24 protein-coding genes and 2 tRNA genes are annotated in these 25,995 nt (G+C 42.5%); 23 read left to right on the plus strand and 3 right to left on the minus strand.

The window, feature by feature from the left end; translation table 11 throughout:
• The first annotated feature begins 12 nt into the window (after window positions 1-12).
• The 15 genes from FV185_RS03115 (at window position 13) to FV185_RS03185 (ending at window position 13,744) form a co-directional block, all read left to right on the plus strand.
• Window positions 13-1,647, plus strand: a complete 1,635-nt coding sequence (locus FV185_RS03115) for a long-chain-fatty-acid--CoA ligase (RefSeq protein ID WP_197457734.1) — start codon at window positions 13-15, stop codon at window positions 1,645-1,647.
• A 34-nt stretch (window positions 1,648-1,681) separates the two neighbouring features.
• On the plus strand, window positions 1,682-3,934 hold the full coding sequence (locus FV185_RS03120; RefSeq protein WP_067493445.1) for an arginine/lysine/ornithine decarboxylase: 2,253 nt from the start codon (window positions 1,682-1,684) through the stop codon (window positions 3,932-3,934).
• A gap of 24 nt (window positions 3,935-3,958) precedes the next feature.
• Window positions 3,959-4,035: transfer RNA gene (locus FV185_RS03125), tRNA-Val, on the plus strand.
• A 21-nt stretch (window positions 4,036-4,056) separates the two neighbouring features.
• The gene (gene thrS / locus FV185_RS03130; protein ID WP_067493447.1) at window positions 4,057-5,970 is read left to right on the plus strand and encodes a threonine--tRNA ligase; all 1,914 of its coding nucleotides are present in this window, start codon (window positions 4,057-4,059) and stop codon (window positions 5,968-5,970) included.
• Between the two features lie 49 nt (window positions 5,971-6,019).
• Entirely contained in the window at window positions 6,020-6,613 is a 594-nt protein-coding gene (infC, locus tag FV185_RS03135; RefSeq protein ID WP_197457767.1) for a translation initiation factor IF-3, read from the plus strand.
• A gap of 100 nt (window positions 6,614-6,713) precedes the next feature.
• Window positions 6,714-6,911 (plus strand): 50S ribosomal protein L35, encoded by a 198-nt coding sequence (gene rpmI, locus FV185_RS03140; RefSeq protein WP_056930233.1) that lies wholly within the window; start codon window positions 6,714-6,716, stop codon window positions 6,909-6,911.
• A gap of 12 nt (window positions 6,912-6,923) precedes the next feature.
• Window positions 6,924-7,283: a 50S ribosomal protein L20 gene (gene rplT, locus FV185_RS03145; protein ID WP_067493451.1), complete on the plus strand. Its 360-nt coding sequence runs from the start codon at window positions 6,924-6,926 to the stop codon at window positions 7,281-7,283.
• Between the two features lie 38 nt (window positions 7,284-7,321).
• Window positions 7,322-8,341 (plus strand): phenylalanine--tRNA ligase subunit alpha, encoded by a 1,020-nt coding sequence (pheS, locus tag FV185_RS03150; RefSeq protein ID WP_067493453.1) that lies wholly within the window; start codon window positions 7,322-7,324, stop codon window positions 8,339-8,341.
• A 6-nt stretch (window positions 8,342-8,347) separates the two neighbouring features.
• The gene (gene pheT / locus FV185_RS03155; RefSeq protein WP_067493455.1) at window positions 8,348-10,708 is read left to right on the plus strand and encodes a phenylalanine--tRNA ligase subunit beta; all 2,361 of its coding nucleotides are present in this window, start codon (window positions 8,348-8,350) and stop codon (window positions 10,706-10,708) included.
• Between the two features lie 10 nt (window positions 10,709-10,718).
• Window positions 10,719-11,027 carry an integration host factor subunit alpha gene (locus FV185_RS03160; RefSeq protein ID WP_067493457.1) on the plus strand — a complete coding sequence of 103 codons (309 nt, stop codon included), beginning with the start codon at window positions 10,719-10,721 and terminating at the stop codon, window positions 11,025-11,027.
• The gene (locus tag FV185_RS03165; RefSeq protein ID WP_067493459.1) at window positions 11,002-11,403 is read left to right on the plus strand and encodes a MerR family transcriptional regulator; all 402 of its coding nucleotides are present in this window, start codon (window positions 11,002-11,004) and stop codon (window positions 11,401-11,403) included. Before FV185_RS03160 ends, FV185_RS03165 begins: the two co-directional genes overlap by 26 nt.
• Before the next feature lie 56 nt (window positions 11,404-11,459).
• A tRNA-Pro gene (locus tag FV185_RS03170) sits at window positions 11,460-11,536 on the plus strand.
• Window positions 11,537-11,934: 398 nt separating this feature from the next.
• A complete protein-coding gene (locus FV185_RS03175) occupies window positions 11,935-12,165 on the plus strand; it encodes an addiction module antitoxin (RefSeq protein WP_067493461.1) in 231 nt (76 codons plus the stop codon).
• The gene (locus FV185_RS03180; RefSeq protein WP_067493463.1) at window positions 12,152-12,478 is read left to right on the plus strand and encodes a type II toxin-antitoxin system PemK/MazF family toxin; all 327 of its coding nucleotides are present in this window, start codon (window positions 12,152-12,154) and stop codon (window positions 12,476-12,478) included. Before FV185_RS03175 ends, FV185_RS03180 begins: the two co-directional genes overlap by 14 nt.
• 366 nt (window positions 12,479-12,844) lie before the next feature.
• Complete coding sequence (locus FV185_RS03185) at window positions 12,845-13,744, plus strand: alpha/beta hydrolase (RefSeq protein ID WP_067493465.1); 900 nt, start codon at window positions 12,845-12,847, stop codon at window positions 13,742-13,744.
• A 31-nt stretch (window positions 13,745-13,775) separates the two neighbouring features.
• Here the strand turns inward: FV185_RS03185 and FV185_RS03190 are convergent, their stop codons facing one another.
• Entirely contained in the window at window positions 13,776-14,330 is a 555-nt protein-coding gene (locus tag FV185_RS03190) for a TlpA family protein disulfide reductase (protein WP_067493467.1), read from the minus strand.
• Window positions 14,331-14,467: 137 nt separating this feature from the next.
• Here FV185_RS03190 and aceF point away from each other — a divergent pair, with 137 nt between their 5' ends.
• Genes aceF through FV185_RS03215 form a run of 5 tightly spaced genes read left to right on the plus strand, consistent with a single transcriptional unit; the run spans window position 14,468 to window position 19,612 of the window.
• Window positions 14,468-16,171: a dihydrolipoyllysine-residue acetyltransferase gene (gene aceF / locus FV185_RS03195; protein ID WP_156474162.1), complete on the plus strand. Its 1,704-nt coding sequence runs from the start codon at window positions 14,468-14,470 to the stop codon at window positions 16,169-16,171.
• A gap of 11 nt (window positions 16,172-16,182) precedes the next feature.
• Window positions 16,183-17,604: a dihydrolipoyl dehydrogenase gene (gene lpdA / locus FV185_RS03200; RefSeq protein WP_082787004.1), complete on the plus strand. Its 1,422-nt coding sequence runs from the start codon at window positions 16,183-16,185 to the stop codon at window positions 17,602-17,604.
• 18 nt (window positions 17,605-17,622) lie between these two features.
• The gene (gene surE, locus FV185_RS03205) at window positions 17,623-18,369 is read left to right on the plus strand and encodes a 5'/3'-nucleotidase SurE (protein ID WP_067493471.1); all 747 of its coding nucleotides are present in this window, start codon (window positions 17,623-17,625) and stop codon (window positions 18,367-18,369) included.
• The gene (locus FV185_RS03210; protein WP_067493473.1) at window positions 18,366-19,031 is read left to right on the plus strand and encodes a protein-L-isoaspartate(D-aspartate) O-methyltransferase; all 666 of its coding nucleotides are present in this window, start codon (window positions 18,366-18,368) and stop codon (window positions 19,029-19,031) included. Before surE ends, FV185_RS03210 begins: the two co-directional genes overlap by 4 nt.
• Entirely contained in the window at window positions 19,028-19,612 is a 585-nt protein-coding gene (locus FV185_RS03215) for a M23 family metallopeptidase (RefSeq protein ID WP_067493475.1), read from the plus strand. Before FV185_RS03210 ends, FV185_RS03215 begins: the two co-directional genes overlap by 4 nt.
• Window positions 19,613-19,631: 19 nt before the next feature.
• Here the strand turns inward: FV185_RS03215 and FV185_RS03220 are convergent, their stop codons facing one another.
• Window positions 19,632-22,103 carry a bifunctional acetate--CoA ligase family protein/GNAT family N-acetyltransferase gene (locus FV185_RS03220; RefSeq protein ID WP_067493477.1) on the minus strand — a complete coding sequence of 824 codons (2,472 nt, stop codon included), beginning with the start codon at window positions 22,101-22,103 and terminating at the stop codon, window positions 19,632-19,634.
• A 35-nt stretch (window positions 22,104-22,138) separates the two neighbouring features.
• Between FV185_RS03220 and FV185_RS03225 the strand changes: the two genes are divergently transcribed.
• Window positions 22,139-23,065, plus strand: coding sequence for a histone deacetylase family protein (locus FV185_RS03225; RefSeq protein WP_197457735.1), 927 nt, complete (start codon window positions 22,139-22,141; stop codon window positions 23,063-23,065).
• Here FV185_RS03225 and FV185_RS03230 read toward each other — a convergent pair.
• Window positions 23,062-23,427, minus strand: a complete 366-nt coding sequence (locus FV185_RS03230) for an Mth938-like domain-containing protein (protein ID WP_067494240.1) — start codon at window positions 23,425-23,427, stop codon at window positions 23,062-23,064. The genes FV185_RS03225 and FV185_RS03230 overlap by 4 nt on opposite strands.
• A gap of 57 nt (window positions 23,428-23,484) precedes the next feature.
• Here FV185_RS03230 and alaC point away from each other — a divergent pair, with 57 nt between their 5' ends.
• Window positions 23,485-24,669: an alanine transaminase gene (gene alaC / locus FV185_RS03235; protein ID WP_067493479.1), complete on the plus strand. Its 1,185-nt coding sequence runs from the start codon at window positions 23,485-23,487 to the stop codon at window positions 24,667-24,669.
• Window positions 24,666-25,982 carry a homoserine dehydrogenase gene (locus FV185_RS03240; RefSeq protein WP_067493481.1) on the plus strand — a complete coding sequence of 439 codons (1,317 nt, stop codon included), beginning with the start codon at window positions 24,666-24,668 and terminating at the stop codon, window positions 25,980-25,982. Before alaC ends, FV185_RS03240 begins: the two co-directional genes overlap by 4 nt.
• Window positions 25,983-25,995 lie beyond the last annotated feature (13 nt).

Consider the following 25,995-nt stretch of genomic DNA (forward strand, 5'->3'; position numbering starts at 1 on the left):
AGGAGAGGTTTTGTGTTTGGTTTGATGATGCGCTCACCTTTGTTAATTAGTTCTTTGATAGAACATGCAGAAAAACACCATGGCAACACGCCTATTGTGTCGCGTGAGTCTGACGGGTCAATTTATCGTACCAATTGGGCGCAGGTAAACCAACGTGCAAAATGGTTAGCACAGTTTTTAATTCGTTTTGGTATTAAAACGGGGGATAGAGTTGCAACTCTTGCTTGGAATACCCATCGACATCTCGAGGCCTATTATGCCATTTCAGGTATGGGAGCCATTTGTCACACCATTAACCCCCGCTTATTCAAAGAACAAATAGCCAGTATTATCAATCATGCAGAGGATAAGATCATTTTTACGGAGCAACAATTCATTCCTTTGTTGGATGAATTAACCTTATATGTCAATGAGTTAACTATTATCGTAATGGATCAAGATAGATCCTCTGAGTCGACTAAATACCGTACTTTGTATTACGAAGATTTATTGAATGAAGGGGCCGAATCAATCTGGTGTTGGCCACAATTTGATGAAAATCAAGCATCCAGTTTGTGTTACACATCAGGCACTACAGGTATGCCCAAGGGGGTGTTATATAGTCATCGCTCGACATTGTTACATGCTTTTGCGGTGGCGTTACCTGACTCCTTGGCCCTATCAGCCAGTGACAGTGTATTACCTGTTGTACCTTTATTTCATGCGAATGCTTGGGGTATCCCCTATGCAGCAGCGCTGGTTGGGGCCAAACTCGTGTTACCTGGACACCAGCTAGATGGTGCGAACTTATCACAACTGTTAAACCAAGAAGAGGTAAGTGTTACTGCGGGAGTGCCGACTGTTTGGCATGGTTTAATTCAATATTTGCAAACCAGTCAAACATCATTACCCTTTTTAAAGCGTCTTGGGGTAGGGGGATCGGCATGTCCAGAACCCATTATTCACTACTTTGAAAAGCGTAATGTCCGAGTATTACCAGGCTGGGGCATGACTGAAACGAGCCCAGTGGTAACGCTGACGCAACCTAAATTTCATCAACGTCATATGACTGATGATGAACGAATCAATTGGCTTAATAAATCAGGCCGGGTATTGTTTGGCGCGGATATGAAACTAGTCAATGATAACGGTCAACAGGTAAAACAAGATGGTCAAAGTGTGGGCGAGTTGTATGTACGTGGGCATTGGGTATGTGCACAGTACTACAAGAACGATGAATCACCTTTAATTGATGGTTGGTTTCCAACAGGTGATATGGCCACGATTGATGAGTCTGGTTTTATGCAAGTGACGGATCGTGCAAAAGACATGATTAAAAGTGGGGGTGAGTGGATTAGTTCTCTCACCTTAGAGAGAATTGCAGCAACTTTTTCAGGTGTATCAGAGGCTGCAGCGATTGCTGCTCATCATGAACACTGGGGTGAGAGGCCACTCTTACTGATTGTGGAAAAACCAGGTGAGAAGGTTGATCCCACCGCTTTAAAGGCTTTTTTAGAGCAGTATGTGGCTAAGTGGTGGTTACCTGATGAAATTATTATTGTCAGTGATCTACCGCATACTGCTACGGGTAAGTTACAAAAAGTGTTGTTACGGGAAAAGTGGGGTAAACAACTATTGCTTAAAAAAATCCCCACTAATCGTGTATAGCGTTCTATAATCCCGCCTTCTTAAGGGAGAAACCATGAAATTTCGTTTTCCAGTTGTAATCATTGATGAGGATTTTCGTTCTGAGAATGCCAGTGGTTTTGGTGTCAGAGCGTTAGCGGAAGCCATCCAAAACGAAGGACTTGAGGTACTGGGCGTGACAAGCTTTGGTGACATGACCTCTTTTGCCCAACAGCAAAGCCGTGCATCTACGTTCATCTTATCAATTGATGATGAGGAGTTTGGCTCTGGTTCTCCCGATGAAATGGAGTCTGCTCTAAAGAATTTACGTGCTTTTGTACAAGAAGTACGTTGGCGAAATGCCGATATACCTATTTTCTTATATGGTGAAACCCGTACTTCTAGACATATTCCTAATGATGTATTGAAAGAGTTACATGGTTTTATTCATATGTTTGAGGATACGCCTGAATTCGTGGCCAAACACATAGTTCGTGAAGCAAGAGTCTATTTGGATTCGTTGTCTCCTCCATTTTTTAGGGCGTTAACCCATTATGCCTCTGATGGATCTTATTCATGGCATTGTCCCGGTCACTCAGGTGGGGTTGCTTTTTTAAAGAGCCCTGTGGGACAAATGTTCCATCAGTTTTTTGGTGAAAACATGCTGCGTGCGGATGTGTGTAACGCGGTGGATGAATTAGGGCAACTGTTAGATCATACAGGCCCTGTTGCGGCCTCAGAGCGCAATGCTGCACGAATTTTTAATGCCGATCATCTGTTTTTTGTGACCAATGGTACTTCAACCTCGAACAAAATAGTTTGGCATTCCACCGTTGCCCCTGGGGATGTGGTTGTGGTTGACCGTAATTGTCATAAATCCGTGCTACACGCCATAATGATGACAGGTGCAGTGCCTGTTTTCTTGATGCCTACTCGTAATCACTATGGCATTATTGGACCTATTCCACTTGATGAATTTAAACCTGAAACCATTCAGAAAAAAATCGCTGCTAATCCCTTTGCTAAAGAAAGTACTTCTCCACCTAGAGTGCTCACTATTACGCAAAGTACTTATGACGGCATAATCTACAATGTGGAAACCATAAAAACAATGCTGGATGGCAAAATTGATACATTACATTTTGACGAAGCATGGTTACCTCATGCAGCATTCAGTGATTTTTACAAAAACATGCATGCTATTGGGAAAGACCGTCAACCCTGTCATGATTCGATGGTCATGTCTACTCAATCAACTCATAAGTTATTAGCAGGATTAAGCCAGGCATCGCAGATTCTAGTGCAAGATTCGCAAACCAGAAAATTAGACCGTGATACGTTTAATGAAGCTTATTTGATGCATACCTCAACCAGTCCTCAATATGCCATTATTGCCTCTTGTGACGTTGCTGCAGCCATGATGGAACCTCCAGGAGGAACTGCGTTAGTTGAGGAGTCTATCAATGAAGCCTTGGATTTTCGTCGTGCAATGCGTAAAGTAGATGAAGAGTGGGGCGCTGATTGGTGGTTCAAAGTGTGGGGCCCTGAAAACTTTGCTGAGGAGGGAATTGGTAACCAAGAAGATTGGATACTAAAACCAAGTGATCGTTGGCATGGTTTTGGAAACTTAGCGCAAGGCTTTAACATGCTAGATCCAATAAAAGCCACAGTGATAACTCCTGGTTTAGATGTGGACGGTGATTTCCATGATATGGGTATCCCCGCAGCTGTGGTAACCAAATACTTGGCTGAACATGGTGTGGTCGTTGAAAAAACAGGTCTTTATTCATTTTTTATTATGTTTACCATAGGTATTACCAAGGGACGTTGGAATACCATGGTGACTGAATTGCAACAATTTAAAGATGACTACGACAGAAATCAGCCCTTATGGCGCGTCTTACCTGAGTTTGTAGCTAAGTATCCACGTTATGAAAAATGGGGATTAAAGGAGTTATGTGACAAAATCCACGAGGTATATCGCGACAATGATGTGGCTCGCTTAACCACTGAAATGTACTTATCAGATATGGTGCCTGCCATGAAACCGGCGGATGCGTTTGCCAAGATGGCTCATCGTGAAATTGAACGTGTTCCTTTGGATCAATTAGAGGGAAGAATTACCTCGGTATTGTTAACTCCTTATCCGCCTGGTATTCCCTTATTAATCCCTGGAGAGCGTTTTAACGCCACTATTGTGCGTTATTTGGAGTTTGCCCGTTCATTCAATGAGCGTTTTCCTGGCTTTGAAACTGATGTACATGGGTTGTCCAAAGTAGTGGTTGATGGGGCGCCTCGTTTTTATGTTGATTGCGTGAAACAAGATTAACGGTTAGAATTTAAGGCTTTCATTAGGCGCGTAGCTCAGCTGGTTAGAGCACCACCTTGACATGGTGGGGGTCGTTGGTTCGAGTCCAATCGTGCCTACCAACTTTTTTCATACAAAACACTGTGATTACTATTCGATTACCTGATGGTTCAACCCGCTCATTTGAGAATCCGGTTACGGTAGCTCAAGTGGCGGCTAATATTGGTGCAGGTCTCATGCGTGCGGCATTGGCAGGGCGTGTTAACGATCACTTGGTAGATCTTTCCACAACCATTGATCAAGACGTTGATCTGGCTATTATCACTGATAAAGATGAAGAGGGTTTGGAGATTGTCCGTCATTCAACGGCACATTTATTAGCCCATGCTGTGAAAGAGTTGTTTCCAGAAGCACAAGTGACTATTGGTCCTGTGATTGAAAATGGTTTTTTCTACGATTTTTCTTATAAGCGTCCTTTTACGCCAGAGGATTTAGCGCTTATCGAGAAACGCATGACTGAAATCAGTAAACAAGACTTTACTGTTACCCGTGAGGTGATGGGGCGTGATGAGGCTGTTGCTTATTTTAAAGGCTTAGGCGAGGCGTACAAAGCTGAAATTATAGAAAGCATTCCGGCCGGTGAAACACTTTCATTATATCGCCAGGGTGAGTTCGTTGATTTATGTCGTGGCCCCCATGTTCCCTCAACTGGAAAACTTAAAGTTTTTAAGTTAACTCACGTGGCAGGGGCCTATTGGCGTGGTGACTCTAAAAATGAGATGCTCACCCGTATCTATGGGACTGCTTGGACCAAAAAAGAAGATCAAGAAGCGTATTTGTTTCGTCTTGAAGAAGCAGAAAAAAGAGATCATCGTCGCTTAGGTAAACAATTAGATTTATTTCATATACAAGATGAAGCGCCAGGTATGATCTTTTGGCATCCAAAAGGCTGGGCTTTATGGCAAGCAGTTGAGCAGTATATGCGACAAGTGTATCGAGACAATGGCTATCAAGAAATCCGTTGTCCACAAATTCTTGATCGTACCCTATGGGAAAAGTCAGGTCATTGGGAAAACTTTCACAAGAACATGTTTACCACGGAATCAGAATCACGGGATTTTGCTATAAAACCCATGAATTGTCCGGGCCATGTTCAGGTATTTAATCAAGGAATTCGAAGCTATCGCGAGTTACCTATTCGCTATGGTGAGTTTGGTTCATGTCATCGCAATGAACCCTCAGGGTCGCTCCATGGGGTAATGAGAGTACGTGGTTTTACTCAAGATGATGGACATATTTTTTGTACCGAAGATCAAATACAGCCTGAAGTATTAAACTTTATTCGTTTGCTGCAAAAAGTTTATAAAGACTTTGGTTTTGAGGATATTCAGTACAAATTAGCTACCAGACCACAGCAACGAGTGGGAACTGACGAAATCTGGGATAAAGCTGAATCTGCTCTACGTAATGCGCTAGAGTCAACGGGTGTTGCCTTTGATGTACTTCCTGGAGAAGGGGCGTTTTATGGCCCTAAAATCGAGTTTCATTTGCGTGATAGTATAGGAAGAACATGGCAGTGCGGTACGATTCAAGCAGACTTTTCTATGCCAGGGCGTTTAGGTGCCGAATATGTGGCGGAAGATAATTCAAAGCAAGTACCTGTTATGCTGCACCGTGCTATTTTAGGATCATTAGAGCGTTTTATCGGTATTTTAATTGAGCATTATGCTGGGGCATTACCTGTATGGTTGGCTCCAGTTCAAGCTGTGGTGGCAACCATTACTTCAAATCAAGTGGAATACGCAGAAAAATTAGTTAACACATTGAAAGAAAAAGGCTTCAGGGTTACTGCTGACTTGCGCAATGAGAAAATAAACTATAAAATACGTGCCCATAGTATGGATAAGGTTCCCTACCAAATTATTGTTGGTGACAAGGAAGTGTTGTCACACACAGTATCCGTGAGGGGGCGAGGTGATAAAGATCTGGGTGTAATGACACAAGAGGCTTTATTCTCGCTACTTCAGCAAGAATCCCAATTCTTGAAGGCCTTGTAGTTTTGTACACTTAAGCGTGTAATATAAATTTTTTTAGGAGAGTTTGACCATCATTCAATCTAAAGAATTAAGGATTAATGGCGAAATTAATCTACCCGAAGTAAGGCTCGTTGGAATAGAGGGTGAGCAGTTAGGAATAGTTAAGGTATCTGAAGCATTGCGTCTTGCTGAGGAAGCCACTGTTGATCTAGTTGAGATTGCACCTAACGCCGCTCCTCCTGTTTGTCGTTTGATGGATTACGGAAAATATAAGTACCGTGAAAGCAAGAGATTACATGAAGCCAAAGTCAAGCAAAAGCAAATTCAGGTAAAAGAAATTAAGTTTCGTCCGGGTACTGATGAAGGTGATTACCATATCAAAGTAAGAAACCTGATCCGATTCTTGAATGAGGGTGACAAAACTAAAGTTACGCTGCGTTTTAGAGGCCGAGAAATGAGCCATCAAGAGTTAGGTTTTAACCTCTTAAAACGTGTTGAAGCTGATCTGTCACCGTACGGTGTGGTAGAGCAGTTTCCTAAAATGGAAGGTAGGCAAATGGTAATGGTTTTAGCGCCCAAGAAAAAAGAGGTGACTAAAGAGATTAAACCAGCCAAACAGAAAGAAGAAAGTAGTCAAACTCAAGTTGGTGTTAGTCCAGCTTAAGGTTTGTTAAAAAAGGTGTTGTTGTAATAAGGCCGTTCTAGGTTAACAAGAGTTAGGGGGTTCCTAAACACCTGGTTTGGTTACAATAAGGAGATGGGTTATGCCCAAGATGAAAACCAAAAGTGGTGCAGCCAAGCGCTTTAAAGTGCGTGGTAGTGGCAGCATCAAGCGCTCACAAGCGTTCAAACGTCACATTTTGACGAAAAAAACCACCAAGAATAAGCGTCAATTGCGTGGTACCGCAGAAATTCATTCAACCAATGTGGCTTCAGTGAAAGCCATGTTGCCATACGCATAAAGGAGGCCCGCAATGCCAAGAGTTAAACGTGGTGTTACGGCTCATGCCCGTCACAAAAAAGTTTTAGTTCAAGCCAAAGGTTATCGCGGTCGTCGCAATAATGTTTACCGTATCGCTAAACAAGCGGTAATGAAAGCAGGTCAGTATGCTTATCGCGATCGCCGTCGTCGTAAACGCGATTTTCGTGTCTTATGGATTGCACGTATTAATGCAGCTGCTCGTGAATGCGGTATGAAATACAGTACATTCATGAATGGTTTGAAAAAAGCTGAGATTCAGATTGATCGTAAAGTATTAGCTGATATCGCTGTTTTTGATAAGCCTGCCTTCATGAAAATGGTGGATACCGCTAAGGCATCCTTGGCTCATTAATTGCTACCGTGCCTTGTTTATCAAGGCACTCACATCTTATGCAAGAACTTCAAACCATTCTCAAGGAGGCTGTAGCCTCCTTGAGTGCTATAGAAAGTCCCGCTTTACTTGAAGAATGTAAAGCCAAATACTTGGGGAAAACAGGTGTTTTGACCGAACACTTAAAGGCTCTAGGTAAATTATCTGTTGAAGAGAGACCGATTCGTGGCGCTGAAATCAATCAGGTTAAAGTAGCCATTGAAGAGGCGCTGCGCGCTCAACGTGACAAAATCGCACAAAAAGAACTGGCTAAGCAATTAGCTCAAGAGGCACTGGATGTCACTTTACCTGGTCGAGGTACGGCACAAGGTGGATTACATCCTGTAACGCTGACTGTGCGCCGTATACGTCAGTTGTTCTCTTCGATGGGCTTTGAAGTGACCGATGGTCCTGAAATTGAGACAGATTATTATAATTTCACCGCTCTTAATATTCCTGAAGATCATCCAGCACGTGCTATGCATGACACATTTTATCTTGATGAAAAGCATGTATTACGGACTCACACCTCACCGATGCAGGTACGTTACATGGAGCGTCGAGAACCGCCTTATCAAGTGATTGTGCCAGGTAGAGTATATCGTTGTGACTCTGATATGACCCATACGCCAATGTTTCATCAAGTGGAAGGGTTGTGGGTTAGTGAAACGGTTACTTTTAGCTCATTAAAGTCAACATTAATTGAGTTTATGCGCCAGTTTTTTGAACAAGAAGAACTTAAAGCGCGATTCAGACCTTCCTTTTTCCCTTTTACTGAACCATCCGCAGAAATGGATATTGGCTGTGTGATATGTCATGGCGAGGGCTGTCGTGTGTGCTCGCACACAGGCTGGCTCGAAGTATTAGGTTGCGGTATGGTTCACCCTAATGTATTAACGCCTTTAGGGATAGATACTGAACGCTACGTGGGATTTGCCTTTGGCCTAGGGGTAGAAAGATTGGCTATGTTACGCTACGGAGTCAATGACTTACGAGTGTTTTTTGAAAACGATTTGAAGTTTCTAACGCAATTTAACTGATCTCTAATGAAATTCTCTGAATCCTGGTTAAGAACCTTAGTCAATCCAAGCTGGAACAGTACTCAGTTAGCTGAACAACTGACCATGGCTGGTATTGAAGTTGAAGCATTACAATCTGTGGCTCCCCCCTTCTCTGGTGTAGTGGTTGCACAAGTACTCAGTGCGGAAAAACATCCTGAAGCAGATCGCCTTAAAGTTCTCTCAGTGGATGTGGGGCAAGAGGTTCCATTACAAATTGTCTGTGGGGCTGGTAATGTTGTGGTGGGAATGAAAGCGCCCTGTGCTATGGTGGGAGCGATTCTTCCCGGTGGCTTCAAAATCAAAGATGCCAAATTGCGCGGGGTAGCTTCGTTTGGCATGATGTGCTCTGAGAAAGAGCTCGGCTTAAAAGAAGAAGCGGATGGACTCATGGTGTTATCCAGTGATGCGCCAGTTGGTCAGGATATTCGACAATATTTACATTTAGATGATCAGTTGTTAACGCTTAAATTAACCCCTAATCGTGCCGACTGTCTGAGTATATTAGGGGTAGCAAGAGAGGTGGCAGCGTTAAGTGGCCAGAGCTTGACCTATTCTTTACCTGCTATCCAGCCAATTAGCTCAATCTCTACCCGCGAGGTAGTCAATCATGCACAAGAAGCCTGCCCGCTTTATGTGGGAAGACGTATCAATCTAAGTCACCCACATGCTGCAACACCCTCGTGGATGATGGAAAGACTAGAGCGTTCTGGTATTAGAAGCCGTGGCATTGTGGTGGATATTACCAACTATGTGTTGCTTGAGATGGGGCAACCCCTGCATGCTTTTGATAATGACAAAATAGAGGGTAATGTACAGATTCGTTTCGCTCTCGAAAATGAAAAAATCACGCTGTTGAACGAGCAAGAAGTGTCGTTATCAACAGATATGTTGGTTATTGCTGACGATAAGAAGCCTCTAGCCATTGCCGGGATAATGGGCGGTTTACAAAGCTCCGTCACTGATGACACCAAGCAAATTTTCCTAGAAGCTGCTTTTTTTAGTCCGCAAGCAATTGCTGGACGTGCCAGACGCTTAAATTTAAGTACAGATTCGTCGCATCGTTTTGAACGTGGTGTGGATTTTGCGAGCACACAACTTGCCATTGAGCGTGCTACAGAGTTATTACTTAATCTTTGTGGTGGAGAGGCAGGTCCTCTCGTAATAAGTCAGTATACTCTGCCGCAAAGAAAAAGCTGTTTAGTCAGAAAACAGAGAATTGAGCGCGTATTAGGTATTGCAGTTGAAATAAAGACTATTGAAACATTATTAGGTCGATTAGGCCTAGCGTTAGTTGCAGTGGAAGAGGGGTTTCTAGTAACACCTCCTGCGTATCGTTTTGATTTAGTAATTGAAGAAGATTACATTGAAGAAATTGCTCGCTTAATTGGTTATGACAATATTCCAGAGCATGCGCCAGTGGGGACATTAAATATGTTGCCCCAACCTGAGGGAGTATATGTTGAAGCACATATCCAAGATCTATTGGTAGCGCGTGATTATCAAGAAGCAATTACCTATAGTTTTGTCGATGAAAAATCATACAATCACTTTGTTAATGGCCAGCAAAATATTGCTTTACTAAATCCTATTGCCAGTCATTTAAGCGTTATGCGCTCTAGTATTTGGCCTGGTTTAATCCAAGCCTTACAAGTTAATATTGCCAAACAAGCGGATCGAGTTCGTTTGTTTGAAATGGGCCGATGTTTTTACAAAGACCACACAGGTGAGGTAAAACAACCTAAAAAGTTAGCTCTACTATGTTTTGGCAATCGTTATCAGGAACAGTGGGGTGAAAAAACCAGAAAGGTTGACTTCTTTGACCTGAAAGCAGACATTGAAGCGCTTATCAATAATACCGATCTCAGTTTCAAGGTAGGGCAACATCCAAGTCTTCACCCAGGACGTCAAGCAGAAATTATGGTTGGTCAGCAAGTGATTGGCCTCTTAGGAGAGCTTCACCCCCAATTGGTTGGTGAGTTTGATTTACCTGCTCCTTGTTTACTGGCTGAAATAGAGTTAGATCTATTACCTAGTAAATCTCTGACACGTTATTTTGAGCCATCAAAGTATCCTCAAGTAAAACGAGATGTGGCGGTGTTAGTTGATGAAAATATTGCGGTAGGGCAGTTAATTGAAAGTTTAAAAGCACTGGTAAAGAACCCTGTTCAAGATATATTTTTATTTGACTTATATCGTGGTGTTGGAGTGGGTGAAGGGAAAAAAAGTCTTGCATTTCGTATAGTTATACAAGATACTGAAAAAACCTTAACAGAAAATGACATCGATCAAGTGGTGGCTGGTGTGTTGAGCAAATTACAGTCTGAGTTTCAGGCAGAATTACGTTAAGAGGTGATCCATGACACTAACAAAAGCAGAATTATCTGACTTATTGTTTGATAAAGTTGGTCTGAATAAACGCGAAGCAAAGGATTTAGTGGATACCTTTTTTGAAGAAATTCGTATGGCTTTAGAAAAAGGCGATACAGTTAAATTGTCTGGTTTTGGCAATTTTCAGCTAAGAACCAAACCGCAGCGTCCTGGTAGAAATCCAAAAACAGGAGAGGAGATTCCTATTTCAGCTCGTCGCGTGGTTACCTTTCATGCTAGTCAAAAATTGAAAAGTCTAGTGGAAAACCGCAATGGAGACGCTAACACAGATAAATAGTGAGGAAAAGGTTACCTTTCCTCCTATCCCTAATAAACGCTACTTCACAATTGGTGAAGTTGGTGAATTGTGTTCAGTAAAGCCCCATGTCCTGCGTTATTGGGAACAAGAGTTTAACCAGTTAAAACCAGTAAAAAGAAGGGGTAATCGTCGATATTACCAACCTCATGAAGTGCTCCTCATTCGTCGAATTCGCTCCCTTCTCTATGATCGTGGTTTTACCATCAATGGCGCAAGACATGTGCTCTCGTCGCCAGAAGAAAAAGTAGCCATCAAACAATTATTAGAAGAACAAAAGAAACCGCATCACACGACAAAAGTTGATAAAGACTTATTACACAGTGAGTTATCTGCGATATTGGCTTTACTAAGTTAGTTTTTTCTTCCAGACAGTCTTATATTACAACTTGAATCTTGTTATAATTATCAGTTCGGGGCGTAGCGCAGCCTGGTAGCGTACTTGCATGGGGTGCAAGTGGTCGGAGGTTCGAATCCTCTCGCCCCGACCAATTAAATCGTGCTCTACCCAGTTAATGATGAATTACTTCAATCTGTAGTTTTTAAAGCTTCTGAATCCAAATGTACGTCGTGATATCACTTGGTTCTACCCAATTAATATTGTTTGCGAGTTCAGTGTTCTTGCTCGGCAACTATTTGATTACATAAGTTCACTTTTTTGCTTCTCATTTAGCCAACAAATATGGCATGCACTCTTGATGAGTATGAAAATATTAATTATTTAATTACTTGGCTGAGGTTCTCATGTACCCAAAGAAGTCTGGTTGCAAGTTGTATGTGTTTTATGACAATAGTGCTATTGTAAATATTACTGCAACGCATTGGAGTCGCTGTTTATCTCATGGATGACGTATAATAGTAATACGTATTACGAATATAAAGGTACGATATGCATAAAAAAATGACGATTACGCTTGATGAAGCGGTTTATGAAGGATTATACCGGACAGTAGGGAAACGGCGTATGAGTCAGTTCATTGAGAACTTGATTAGGCCATACGTTCTGGATACTGCTATGGATAAGGCTTATCAGGAAATGGCTGCCGATAAGGTGCGTGAGTCCGAAGCAATGGAGTGGTGCAATTCACTTGCTAGTGACGTAGCTAATGTTACGCGGTGAACTATGGTGGGTTGAGTTTGAGCCAGCAGTGGGTAGTGAGATACGTAAGACACGTCCGGCAGTCATCGTGAGTAACGACGCGGCTAATCGAAATCTTGCTCGGGTAGTGGTTGTGCCATTAACGAGTAATACAGATCGCTTGTATCCAAGCGAAGCCTTGATCGCAGTTGAAGGGCAAACTAGTAAAGCAATGGCAGATCAGATTATGACAGCAGACGAGGTCCGTCTCAAGGAAAGGATTGGGGTGCTAGCCAAAGCGGATATGCAGGCAGTAGAGGATGCAATAAAGGTTCATTTGGCAATGCCAAGATGAGTCTCTGGTTATTAAGCTTACTTGAATCCTACCAAAGACATATGCTAAGTAAGACTCGGCTCTACCCAATTAACTGGGGATGAGTATTCATTAGACTCTGTTAAAGATTCCATTCCAACCACAGTTTTAAGCACTCTCAACTAGTATAGAATCTATCTGGTACATCGGTATACCTCCATTAAAAAAGTCTTTTCGCGAAAACAATTTTAATGAATACCGCTGCTCCCCATTATTGATCTAGAGTCCTATTCCTGGTTACTCACTTAATTCAGCTTAACGTTTTATGGTATTGTAAAACATGAGTTATTTAGTATTTTATTGGTGTTTTATATCAGGTATTAATCTTAATATGAGGATAACAATACTATGTTAGTGGGAATTCGTCTTTTCTTATTCATCTTATGCATCATGTCAGTTACCAGTTCTTTTGCCGAAACTTTTCCGAACTGGCATGCAATGGATAAACAAACACTTGATCGCTCTTATAATAATTCTTTAGCAGTACCAGAGAGCAAGCAGATGTTTGATAATTGGGTTACTGAAAGTAAGGCTTTTCGTGCCGCTCATCCAGAACATCTAGATATTGCCTATGGACCCTCTGCGCGTGAAAAACTCGATCTCTTTGTGGCTGCACCTCACGCTCCCACACTTATATTCATTCATGGTGGGTTCTGGCAAATGCGTTCCAAAGATGATTTTGCCTTTATTGCAAAACCCTATGTTGAAGCAGGTGTTAACGTTGTCATGGTGGGTTATCCTTTGGCGCCACAGGCTACAATGACTGATATTGTTGCTGCTTCAAAGCGTGCTATCACTTATGTAAAAAACCATCTTAGTGATTGGCAAGGTGATACAAGTCATGTTGTGGTGAGTGGATGGTCGTCAGGCGGGCATCTTACCGCTGAGGTCATGTCTGATCCAATCATTACTGCAGCAGTACCATTGAGTGGAATTTATGATTTGGAACCATTATTAGGATCTTATATAAACGCTAAGCTAAAACTCACTCAGAAAGAAGTGCGTTCTTATTCCCCGCAGTTTGATACGCCTAGAAAAAACTTACCTATTTACGTTTTTGTTGGCGGAGCAGAATTATCTGAGATGAGACGTCAATCTTACGACTATGGACAAAAGTTGCACGATCTTCATCAACCCGGTTTTTTTAAAGAGTTACCGGGTAAAAATCATTACACCATTCTTGCTGATATGATTGATAAGAAAGGCAAAATTTTTCAGACAATTCTATCTGTATTACGTAGTCAATAATTATATTGCCTTAGTTCAACGCATCAGTTAACTAGCTCTGATGCGTTGAACTGAATACTTGAAGAAGCTCTTCTTCTTTCACTTTTCCTAACTTTTTGTATAAGATGCCACCAGTAGGGGAGATAACAATAGTGTAAGGAATACCCTGTTGTTCATTTCCTAGGGCGCGTGTTAGTTCCAGAGTGTTGTCATTGCCAACTAAAATAGGATATTGAGTGGGGCTATTTTTTATCCAGATTTGTAATTCTTTCATGTCATCAACCCCAATACCTACAAACTGAATCTGTTGTGAGTTAACTTGTTGGGAGAGTTTGCTTAGTAATGGCATCTCTTCTTTGCAAGGCTCGCACCAGGTTGCCCAAAAGTTGACCACTAAAGTTTTACCTGCCCATTGTTTTAAGGATTGAGGATGGTTTTTCAAATCATTCAAGGTTAGTTGTAAAAAACGATCGCCAGAGGTGTTTTGGCTCTGTTCACTATGTCGTTGCGGGCCCCAGTAACTTAAACTGCGATAGATAGATATCCCTTCAACAATAACCCCAATCATAATGGCAATAACAATAATTTTGATGACAGAAATTTTCATTGATTTTCCTTATTTGACAGCCTAGTAGAACTCTAACATGTTAAACTAATTGGGTTATAACGTGTTTCTTGGATAGATCCCTGGAGATACGAATAAGTTCATATAAATAGACGAGCCACTAGCTCTTGAGGAGGAAATTGCCCATGACCGTCGAGGTTAAAGTTCCAGATATTGGAGATTTTAAGAATATTCCTGTCATCGAATTAATGGTCAAAGTTGGAGACCAAGTCAGTAAAGATGATCCCCTTGTCACCCTAGAGTCAGATAAAGCCACCATGGAAGTACCCGCCACTTCAAGTGGAACAGTAACGGCTGTCCATGTAAAGTTGGGGGACCGTGTTTCAGAAGGAAGTCTGATACTGACATTGGAGGAATCCTCAGTTGTTGCGGCGGCACAAACATCCTCTGTGTCCGCAGCTGTTGTAAAACAAGAAGAAGTAAAACAACAAGACAAAGCATCTCAAGTAACTTCTCCTCAAGCACACAGCGTTAAAGAACAATCATCCAATACGGTTGCAGCTACAGAAGAAATTACCATTACCGTTCCTGATATTGGTAATTTTGACAATATCCCTATTATTGAGCTCATGGTTAAACCAGGTGACCAAGTATCCGCTAACGACCCCTTGATCACTCTAGAATCAGATAAAGCCACCATGGAAGTACCCGCTCCTCAGGGTGGTGTGATTAAATCGGTATTGGTGAAGCTTGGCGATAAAGTTTCACAAGGCCATGCAATCGCTACATTAATGGTGTCTCAGCCAGTTGCTCAATCAGAATTAGAGCAAGATATCAATAGTCAACAATCACTGAGCTCATCCCAGCAAACACCAGTTGAACACAGACCAGCAACCAGCTCACAACCTATTCCTGTGGGTTCTGGTGAGAAAACTACTGTAGACAACGCAGTTGATCAATTGGCTTTCACAAAAGCCCATGCCAGTCCTAGTGTGCGTCAATTTGCTCGAGAGCTAGGTGTTGATTTAAGTAAAGTAAAAGGCAGTGGACCGAAGGGAAGAATCTTAAAAGAGGATGTGCAGGGGTTTGTTAAAACTGCTTTAACCTCAATAGTGCAGGGAAGTAGTACTGGGGTATCAGCTGGGTTGGGGTTAGGGTTGCTGCCTTGGCCACAAGTGGATTTTGCAAAATTTGGCGCAATAGAAGTACAGCCTTTAAGTCGTATTAAAAAGATTTCTGGAGCCAATCTTCACCGTAATTGGGTCATGATTCCTCATGTTACTAATAATGATGATGCTGACATTACTGAACTTGAAGCATTTCGAGTACAACTTAATTCTGAAAAACAGCCTGCAGGGATAAAAGTGACCATGCTCGCTTTCTTGATTAAAGCGGTATGTAATGCCTTGCGTAAATTTCCACAATTCAATTCTTCATTAGATGGCGACAATTTAGTATTAAAACATTACTATCACATTGGTTTTGCTGCAGATACGCCCAATGGCTTAGTAGTACCTGTGATAAAAGATGCCGATAAAAAAGGTGTGTTGCAAATTGCTGATGAGGCCGCACAATTGGCTAAAAAAGCACGTGAAGGCAAGCTATCCCCCACAGATATGCAAGGAGGTACATTCTCCATTTCTAGTTTAGGAGGAATTGGCGGAACCTACTTTACGCCAATCATTAATGCTCCAGAAGTGGCTATATTAGGGGTGTGTCGTTCAGCAATGAAACCTGTTTGGAAAGACAATCAGTTCCAACCTAGGTTAATCCTACCCTTATCGCTATCCTATGATCATCGTGTCATTGATGGCGCCTTGGCTGCGCGCTTTAATTCATATTTGGTGGAATTGCTCGCAGATTTAAGAAGAGCAACCCTCTAGGAGACGTCAATATGGCAGAAATGGCAACATTAGAATGTGAAGTAGTGGTATTAGGTGCAGGGCCTGGAGGGTATTCTGCAGCTTTTAGAAGTGCTGATCTTGGGCAAAAAACTATTTTAGTGGAACGTTATGCTACTTTGGGAGGCGTATGCTTGAACGTGGGGTGTATACCATCTAAGGCATTATTACATGTGGCGTCCGTGACAGAGGAAGCCATGGCTCTCAGTAAACATGGAGTACGTTTTGGTACGCCAGAGATTGATTTGGATGGTCTGCGTCAATGGAAGTCCTCTGTTGTGAATAAGCTTACAGGTGGGCTTGCTATGATGGCTAAAGCCCGTAAGGTCCAAGTGCTCCAAGGGGTAGGTAAGTTTGTTGATGCACAGCATTTGTCTGTCACCGCCAATGATGGCTCTGTACAATTAGTACGCTTTAATAAAGCAATTATTGCGGCAGGCTCGCAAGCAGTGAAGTTACCATTTGCTCCTGATGATCCGCGCATTATTGACTCCACAGGTGCACTAGCGTTGACCCATATTCCTAAAAAAATGTTGGTGGTAGGAGGTGGCATTATCGGTCTTGAAATGGCAACAGTTTATTCTGTATTAGGTACTCGTCTTGATGTTGTTGAGATGCAGTCTGGACTGATGATGGGAGCTGATAGAGATTTGGTTAAGGTGTGGGAAAAGAAAAACCTTAAGCGCTTTGAGCGAGTCATGTTAAATACCAAGACCACTAAAATGACAGCGAACAGTGATGGTATTGTTGTGAATTTTGAAGGACCTGAAGGAACTCCTACTGAAGAGACCTATGATGTGGTGCTAGTGGCTGTAGGGCGTAGGCCTAATGGAAAACTAATTGGTGCAGAACAAGCGGGTGTGATGGTTGATGAACGTGGTTTTATTCCGGTTGATCGTCAAAATAGAACTAACGTACCGCATATATTTGCAATTGGTGATATTGTGGGGCAACCTATGCTTGCCCATAAGGCGGTTCATGAGGGACATGTGGCAGCCGAAGCGGCTGAGGGTCGTCGCAGTTATTTTGATGCGCGGCAAATCCCGTCTGTGGCCTACACCGATCCTGAGGTTGCTTGGGCAGGTCTTACTGAGGAGCAAGCCAAAGAGCAGGGTGTCGCGGTTGAAAAAGCTGTTTTTCCTTGGGCCGCCTCGGGACGAGCTATTGCCAATGGACGCGATGAAGGATTTACTAAATTGCTGTTTGACGCTAAAACCCATCAGTTATTAGGTGGTGCTATTGTGGGTACTCATGCCGGTGATTTAATTGGTGAGATTTGTCTTGCCATTGAGATGGGGTGTGATCCTGCTGATATTGGTAAAACCATACATCCTCATCCTACTTTAGGTGAATCAATTGGTATGGCAGCTGAATGGTTAGAGGGAGTATGTACCGATTTGCCTCCTAAAAAATAAAGGTTACTGGAATAGGTTATGCGTATTTTAATGAGTAATGACGATGGTTATTTTTCTCAAGGAATCAATGTGTTATTTGATGAACTTAAGAAAATAGCTGAGGTTGTGGTGGTGGCGCCAGATACTGAAAAAAGTGGTGCCAGTAACTCATTAACGCTTGATCGACCATTAATTGTAAAACAGGCGCCCAATGGTTTTTATCATGTTAATGGTACGCCTACGGATTGTGTCCATATGGCTGTTACGGGTCTGTTAGAACAGGTCCCTGATATAATTGTCTCGGGTATCAACCATGGTGCCAATATGGGAGATGATACGGTTTACTCAGGGACCGTGGCTGCGGCAACCGAAGGATTTCTTTTAGGTATTCCTGCTATTGCAGTGTCCCTAGTAAGTGAATCAGGTGGTGGAAATTATCTTACAGCAGCACAGGTTGTTACTCAATTGGTTAAACAAATACAAACACAAGGTTTAACTGAGCCCACTTTATTAAATGTAAATGTACCTGATTGCCCTTTTGAAGAGTTGAAAGGGTTTAAAGTCACGCGTCTTGGTAAACGACACAAAGCAGAACCTGTGATCAAAGCAACAAATCCTCGAGGTCAAACTGTTTATTGGGTTGGTGCTGCAGGACCTGCCGCTGATTGTGGTGACGGGACTGATTTTGATGCAATTAAACAGGGATTTGTATCGATTACTCCATTACAAATGGATTTAACGCATTATCAGCAGTTAGATAAAGTACGTAGCTGGTTGAGTTTATGATTGGTCGACTAGAAACTGGCAAAGGGATGACCTCAGAGCGTACTCGACAGCGTATGGTGGAACGGTTACGTCAAGCAGGTATTCAAGATGAGGCTGTTTTAAAAGCCATGGCAGCGATCCCACGTCATAGTTTTGTGGATGAGGCGATTGCGTCGCGCGCTTATGAGGATACAGCGCTACCGATAGGTCACGGCCAAACTATTTCAGCACCCTATATTGTGGCGCGTATGATTGAGTTGTTGAGACTTGCTAAAAAAACACCAGAAAAAGTATTAGAAGTAGGTACAGGCTGTGGTTATCAGGCTGCAGTACTGTCCAAACTCTTCAAAGAAGTTTACTCAGTTGAGCGTATCGGTCAGTTACTTGAAAAAACCCGCTCAAGGGTTTGGACTATGCGTATTCATAATCTGCGCTTGATGCATACTGATGGTAGTTATGGATTAGTAGATGCGGCACCCTTTGATGGTATCATTGTGGCTGCAGCTCCAGAGAGTATTCCCGATGCCTTACTTGAGCAATTGAGTATTGGTGGGCGATTGGTCATACCCGTGGGTGGCAAGAAACAACAATTAATTGTAGTTGATCGAGATGAGCAAGGATTTACTCAGCAGATTATTGAAGCAGTTAAATTTGTACCTTTGAGGGAAGGTAGCGTGCAATGAAAGGACTACTAATCGTTTTATGTGCTGGTCTCTTATTGAGCGGATGCTCATCTACCTTAAATCCTGCTCCGGTAAGTGATGAGAGTATTTCAGGTAAATCACAGAGTACCAATGAGTCTTCTGCTACTCATAAAAACAATCATAAGAAAAAATCTCAAGCTGATACCTCTACTCAATCAATGAATAAACCTCTGCCGTCAGAGATCACGCAAATTAACTGGCAATGGCCGATATCACAATATAAAAGCGCACTCTATCACAGTGATCGCAAGGGGCTTGATATAGAGGTAACAGAACATAAAATTGTCCACGCTTCCGCGAGTGGTGTTGTCAGTTACGTAGGGGATTCGTTAAAAAGTTATGGTCATATGGTGGTGATTAAGCATTCACCAGACATTTTGAGTGTCTATGCCGACAACCAAAAAATACTGGTTAAAGAAGGTGATAAAATAAAAGTAGGTCAAGCCATCGCTGAGCTCTCTCCTGAGGCGGGCCATACCAGTGCAATACTTCATTTTGAGATTCGTTATCGTGGTAAACCAATCAATCCACAACGCGTATTAAAAAACAATCTAAAGTGATGTAAAGAGTGGTGTGCAGTTAACTCTTAGCTTCATAGCTTCTTAAGTCTAATGTTACCACTCTGAGACTAGGTTCATCAGGAGCGATAGTGCTGGTAAAGCCTAGTGTATGCATAAGATGTAGCATCCCTGTATTGTTACCCAATACTTCTCCTGTCATGAAATAGAGACCTCTTGATTGAGCACATAAAATGAGCTCATTCATAAGAGTGGTTCCTAGACCTTGTCCTTGATATTGATCGGCAATAACCAAAGCAAACTCACAGGATTCACCATCAGGATTCGTGGTATACCGGGCAACCCCTAATTGTTTTTCTTGGTTATCGATTGTGGTTGTTGCAATTAACGCCATTTCTGTTGCGTAATCTAACTGGGTAAAACGTACTAACAGTGAACGAGGCAACTCTTTGAGGGCGTCTAAAAAACGAAAATACCGACTATCTTCTGATAAGTTTTTGACAAACTCCTGCTCCATTTCCGCGTCCTCTGGTCTGATAGGACGTATATGAATGGGTAAATTGCTTTTTAATGTCAGTGATTTAACCAAATCAAGAGGGTATGGATGTATGGCTAAATGACGATAATCAAAAGAGGTGACAGGTTCCTTATTAAGAGTTATGTGAGCATAAAGAATCTCTACATAATCATCATCCTTAAGCCATAAATTTAATTCAATGGTTTCTATGGCTGCCAACTCACAACACATCTCAGATAATCGTAAAATAAGATAAATCAATGCTTGGTGTTGGCTGATGGCTTTCTCGGAGGAAGGGTGGTTGAGATGACTCAATACGCTGCGCTCTATCAACTCAACTGCTAAAAATTGGTTTAAAGGGGGAAGAGCATAAGTTTTAGAATGTGGTAGGTGGGCAGCCATACCCCCAGGAGTAATATATAAACTTGGACCAAGTGTGCTATCACGCACTACCCCAAGGTCAATCATTATTCGAGATTGCTTGCTGGTATTTGGCGGCATTGGCATATTGGCGCGATAGGTTAGATCAAATGCAGCCAGTAGTTTCTCGGTGCTAAGTGGTGTAAGTGTGAGTGAACCTTGTTCAACTTGCTCATGAATGATATGTCGGGCCCGATCAAGATCGGGTAGCGCATCAATTACCCTGGAGCTTGTTGTTTGAAACAACATGCGCTGATTGTGTAAGTATTGATTAATATAACGGATTGCATCCACTGCCGATTCAGGTGTTCTAAAGTTTGGCACACGATGAGCGCTAAACAGACGACGGGCAGGGACAACACTCTGGTCTCCCATCCAACAAGCCATAATAGGTTTGTTGGATTGTTTAGCTAACTCAGCGATTTCATAGGCAGTTAAGTCACTTTCTGATCCATGTTGTGGACATAAGATGACAAGGAGACTATCTACCTCAGGGGCATTAAGTAATAATTGAGCCACCCGTTTATAATTTTGAGCCTTAGCAGTGGCGCCAAGATCTATCGGATTACCACTTTTGTTTTTTATTAATCCATTGAGCGCATTGAGGGTTGTTTCAGATAACTGTGCCATGGGAATATAATTGTCCAGGGCGCGGTCTGTGGCTAAGGCGGCTGGCCCCTCACCATTTGAGATGATAGCAAGATGTGGCCCGCTTTTACGATAGCGTAACGAGCAGGCTCTTGCAGCTGCAAATAGTTGTGTCATGGTTCTTACTCTCACCACGCCAACGCGCCGCAGCGCAGCGTTGAATATCCCATCAGTTTGCTCAAAATCAACATCAGATAACTGATCTCCTGTTCTCAGTAGAGCATGTTTATCTGCTTTGAGAACAATCGTCGGTTTAACGCGTGCTGCCTCTCGTAGCGCGCTCATTAATTGACGAGCTTGAACCACTTCCTCGACAAAAATTAGAATACTTTGCGTGTGATGATCAGATACCAGGTAATCCACAATTTCGGCAAAGCCGATATCAATTGAGTCATTTAATGACACCACAGCAGAAAAACCTAAGCCATTGCCACTCGCCCAATCCAATACACCACTTGTTAAGGCAGTGGATTGTGACACCATACCCAATGTCCCAGGTTTCATGAGAGAAGTACTCATCCCAATTAGCGGACGCATTACCCCAGCGCAATTTGGACCCATTACCCGTATTCCCTGAGCTTTTGTAATGGCGCGCCAAATAGTCTTGAGTTTTTCTGCTTGGGTTTGCTCAAGTTGCGTCACGTTAGTCATTAACACAACATGGTTGATATTTAGCTCGCCACATTGCTCAAGATAACTTTGAACCTCGTCAACGGCGACATCGAGCATGAGAAGATCTGGGGTGATCGGTAATGAATTAAGATTGGGGTAGAAGCTGGCATTAATCTTAGAGGGTGATAGGGTATTAATAGCATAGAGTTCACCCTGATAGTGATTTAGTGTGAGATTGTCGTATACTGAACGAGACAATGCGTCAGAACTTGATAGTGGACCTACAATGACAACAGATTGTGGTGCAAAAAAAGGTGTCAAATAATGTGGTCTCATCAAGGCATCTCACTATTGGTTAGAGAATTATTATAATGATAAATACGGCTTACATTACGCATTCATTTTGTGGTTTACACAATATGGGGGATTACCATCCCGAAAGTCCACATCGCTTAGCAGCCATTAATGACCGCTTAATTGCCTCAGGCTTGATCAATTATTTAATTCCACATGAAGCCACAGAAGCCAATATTGAACACTTAGAAAGGGTTCATAGTCAGGAATTTATTCAATCTATCATTGCTGCAGCACCTAAGCAAGGTTTGCATCATATTGACGATGATACGGTGATGAATTCGCATTCATTACAAGCCGCATTATGCGGTGCGGGTGCTGGGGTGATGGCGGTGGATCTTGTTATGAAACAGTTAGCTAACTCGGTATTTTGTGCCGTACGCCCACCAGGTCATCATGCCGAACATCATCGCGCAATGGGATTTTGTTTTTTTAATAACATAGCCGTTGCTGCGGCACACGCGCTGGAGCACTATCAACTAGAGCGTATAGCTATTATTGATTTTGATGTTCACCATGGCAATGGTACAGAGGATATTTTTAGACATGATACTAGAGTTCTTTATTGCTCTACTTTTCAACATCCCTTTTATCCCTACAGTGGCAGCGACACCAAGAACGAACATATTTTTAATTATCCACTCCCAGCAGGCAGTGACGGCGCTTATATGCAATCAATTATGACGCAAAATGCACTACCGATTATTGACGAATTTGCTCCTCAACTTATTTTAATTTCAGCCGGATTTGACGCTCATAAGCTTGATCCACTTGCTCATCTACGTTGGGTAGAGTCTGATTACGTGTGGTTAACCCAACAACTCCAAGCGCTCTCGTTTAAACACAGTGATGGGCGTATTGTATCAATGCTCGAAGGGGGATATGACCCTGATGCACTAGGGCGCAGTGTCAATGAACACATTCGAGCTTTACTTGAGGGCTAAACAATTAACGCGGCAACCACAAAACGGTCTTCACTAACGAGTACATTATAAGTGCGACAGGCAGCTTGTGTGTCCATCACTTCAAAACCTATCTGTGCTTCTATGAGTGGGCGCAGTATAGCCGTTTTGGGGAAGGTTAAGGTGTGCCCTGTCCCAAGTAGAAGTACTGCAGGTTGCCATGCAACAAGTTGAGCAATATGCTCTTCGTTGAGTTCATTAAGAGTGTTAACCCAAGCGCGTTCAAGGCGAGTGGGGCTAATAACAAGACTTTTTTCTAAGCGCTCTTTGTTGACCATAACAAAGTCTTTGCCATGGCCGGTAATATTAAAGTTTGCGTCTGGTAAATGGTTGATTAGTTTCATAGGTTCCTGCATTTAAGGTAAAATTGACCCTTTTGAAGCTAGAATAGATCATACATCATGTCAGAGTTTCCAAGAATAAAGCGCTTACCTCCCTACGTATTTAATATTACCGGCGAGTTAAAGTCGGCAGCCCGACGTCGCGGTGAGGATATTATTGACTTTAGCATGGGTAACCCCGATCAGCCTACACCTCAGCATATTGTTGATAAATTGGTAGAGGCGGCTCAACGTAATGATACCCATGGCTATTCATTATCAAAAGGCATCCCGCGCGTTAGAAAAGCCATTTGTAATTGGTATCAACGACGTTATGGCGTGGAACTTGATCCTGATAATGAGGCTATTTTTACTATTGGCTCAAAAGAGGGTATTGCTCATTTAATGCTCGCCACCCTCGATTCAGGGGATATGGTACTGGTACCCAATCCCAGTTATCCCATTCATATTTACGGACCTGTTATTGCAGGAGCGGATATCCGTCATATTAGTATGACTCCGGGAGTGGATTTTTTTGAAGAGTTAGAAAAAGGGTTGAGAGGTTCTTATCCCCGGCCCAAAATGCTCATTTTGAATTTTCCAAGTAATCCCACTACGCAATGTGTTGATTTGGCTTTTTTTGAACGTGTTGTTCATATCGCCAAAGAATATGGTATCTACGTGGTACATGATCTAGCCTACGCAGATATTGTTTATGACGGTTATCAGTCACCGTCAATTATGCAAGTGCCTGGTGCTAAAGATGTGGCCGTTGAATTTTTCACACTATCAAAGAGCTACAGTATGGCTGGTTGGCGTGTGGGATTCATGGTGGGAAATCCCACATTGGTTGCTGCATTAGGGAGAATGAAAAGCTATCATGATTATGGTACGTTCACACCCATTCAGGTTGCCTCAATTGTGGCATTAGAGGGACCTCAAGAGTGTGTGGAAACAATTAGAAATACCTATCAAAAACGCCGTGATGTTTTAGTACAAGGATTGCATCAGCTAGAGTGGATGGTTGAGAATCCCAAAGCCACTATGTTTGTATGGGCTAAGATTCCTGAGATGTACCAGAAGATGGGGTCTCTTGAATTTTCTAAGAAATTATTAGCAGAAGCAAAAGTTGCTGTTTCTCCAGGAATCGGTTTTGGAGAGCTTGGTGATGATCACATACGTTTCTCCTTAATTGAAAATGAAGAACGTACCAAGCAAGCATTACGTGGAATTAAAGATATGTTTAGGAAGGATGGATTACTATGACTCCGATGAGAGTAGGTTTATTAGGTTTAGGTGTGGTGGGTGGTGGTACTTACGATATTTTGCAACGTAATAGTCAAGAAATTGCACGACGCGCTGGTAGAGAAATTGTGGTTACCTGTGCTGCTGTTAGAGAAAAAGATATCGCGCAAGTAAGTAAAAAAGTGGGGCAGAGTATTACTCTCTATACCGATCCTCTGCAAGTGGTCGAATCTCCTGATGTGGATATTGTGATTGAAGTGATGGGCGGGACACATCCTGCTAAAGAGTTGGTTTTAAAAGCGATTTCGTTAGGTAAACATGTGGTGACAGCCAATAAAGCGTTACTTGCTGTGCATGGCAATGAGATCTTTAAGGCAGCACACGAGAAAGGAGTGATGATTGGCTTTGAAGCGGCTGTTGCAGGTGGTATCCCTATTATCAAATCGTTACGGGAAGGATTGAGCGCCAACCGTATTCAATGGGTAGCGGGTATTATTAATGGTACCAGCAATTTTATTTTATCGAATATGCGTGAGCGGGGCATTAGTTTCTCTGAAGCTTTAAAAGAAGCACAAGCGTTAGGCTATGCAGAGGCTGATCCGACCTTTGATGTGGAAGGTATTGACGCCGCTCATAAACTTACCTTATTGTCAGCTATCGCTTTTGGTATTCCTATTCAATTTGACAAGGCTTATACAGAAGGAATTGCTCAATTAACGGCAAAAGATATTACTTATGCAGAAGAGTTTGGTTATCGTATTAAGTTATTAGGGATTACCAAACGCACAGAACAGGGTTTTGAGTTACGTGTTCATCCCACTCTGATCCCTGAAAAAAGACTCATCGCCAATGTTGAAGGCGTCATGAATGCTATATTGGTGTCGGCTGATGCTGTTGGTAGCACGTTGTACTACGGTCCTGGAGCAGGTGCAGAACCCACAGGTTCTGCTGTGGTAGCAGATTTAGTCGATGTGGCACGTATGGCTGATGCCGCCCCTTATCAACGTGTGCCTTACCTCGCGTTCCAAGTGGATCGCTTGACTGATGACCCGGTATTAACAATCGATCAAGTCCATACTTCTTATTATTTGAGAATGAGTGCACTTGATCGTCCTGGTGTATTGGCGGATGTGACACGTATCTTGGCGTCATTAAATATTTCAATTGAGGCTATGTTACAGCGCGAACCAACAGAAGGAGAAGAGCGTGTTGATGTCATTATCCTAACGCATCGTGCATTAGAAAAAGATGTGAATCAGGCCATTTCACACATTGAACAATTAGATACTATTTCAGGACCGGTGGTTCGCATTCGTCTTGAAACATTGGCATAGTCATTAATAGGGG

The sequence above is a fragment of the Ferrovum sp. PN-J185 genome (genome assembly GCF_001581925.1).
Taxonomy (GTDB): Bacteria; Pseudomonadota; Gammaproteobacteria; order Burkholderiales; family Ferrovaceae; genus PN-J185.